2 protein-coding genes are annotated in these 1230 nt (G+C 50.6%); both read left to right on the top strand.

The window, feature by feature from the left end; genetic code table 11:
• On the top strand, positions 1–334 hold a 334-nt coding region (locus tag AXW79_RS23165; RefSeq protein ID WP_063977638.1), incomplete at its 5' end, for a hypothetical protein.
• Between the two features lie 193 nt (positions 335–527).
• Positions 528–1229: a hypothetical protein gene (locus AXW79_RS02955; RefSeq protein ID WP_063977637.1), complete on the top strand. Its 702-nt coding sequence runs from the start codon at positions 528–530 to the stop codon at positions 1227–1229.
• Position 1230: the final 1 nt, after the last annotated feature.

Raw genomic sequence — 1230 nt, 5'->3', positions numbered from 1 at the left:
GTTATACGGCCAGTACAACTACAGAAGCGGGTGGGTAGAAGGCCGCGCCAATCTTGTTTCACAGCAACAGCAGAAAGCACAGGCCGAGCTAGCGAAGAAAACACAACGGCAACGGCAGAACGATACCAGGGCCGCCGCCGCCGAAACCGAAGGTAAAGAAAACGCGGAGGCTATCACCCGTGAAGTTATCAAATACGTTACCCGTCCTGGTCGTGTTGTTTGCGTGTTCCCTCCTGAGCGGGTGTCAATCAAACGACGCGCCGCCGAGAATGCTAATTCCATCCCCGGATATGACACTAATGCAGCCGCCGTGCAAAATGGCATTGCCAAGTAGTGATGCCGATGAAGACCTGGCCGTCGACGTACAGAACGCCGAGTGCACGCGGCAATTGCGTCTGAAAGTATTCCGGTTGCAGGAATATATCAGGAATATTCTGGAATTGTTGCTTTAGTAAGTGGAATAATTTATTCTTGTTACAGAAACACCGGGTGGCCCGGTGTCCTAAAGTCCAGGGGACATATTGACTATGAATCGTTTTTTACGTTACCCGCTTCATGAAGAAGCCGGGGTGGAAGATAAACCGGGCGCAGGTGACGCGCCAAAAATGTACACCGCCGAAGAAGTGCAGGCCCTGATTGAGAAAGAAGTTGCCGGGCTTAAGGCAAACCAGGAAGCGCTACTTAGCGAGAAAAAGGAAGCGGCACGCCGTGCTAAAGAAGCCGAAGAAGAACGGCAGCGTGCACACCAGGAAGCGCTGAAGGCTGCCGGTAAAATGGACGAATTTGAAAAGACGATTCGTAGTCAGTATGAACCTGTACTGAAAGAGAAAGAAGAGCGTTACGCATCTTTAGCTGCGCGTATTCTTGGCAGCGAACGTAAGGCTGTTTTAGGTTCTTTCGCTGGTGATTTTATCACCCCAGAAGCGGTAGAAATCCTGGCACCTTTCGTTAAGACCGAGTTCGACGGTGAAGACGTAGTGACTAAATTCATGGGTGCGGATGGCAATGTTGTTACTACCGACCCTGAGCAGTTCCGCAAATACCTGCGCGAACATAAAGCTTTTTCACATTTGATTAAAGCAAATGCAGCTTCCGGTGGCGGGGCTTCCGGGAATAAAGGCGGCGGGGCCGCACCAGCGTTTAAAGACATGAGTGAAAGCGAGCGTTTAGCGCTCTATAAATCTAACCCTGCCGAATTTGAACGGCAACTTAAAGCCCTGAGGAAATAAA

Source organism: Aeromonas salmonicida subsp. salmonicida (assembly GCF_001643305.1).
In the GTDB taxonomy this organism is placed as follows: domain Bacteria; phylum Pseudomonadota; class Gammaproteobacteria; order Enterobacterales; family Aeromonadaceae; genus Aeromonas; species Aeromonas salmonicida.
The sequence above is the reverse complement of the archived record's forward strand: the minus strand, read 5'-3'. Positions and strand labels throughout refer to the sequence as shown.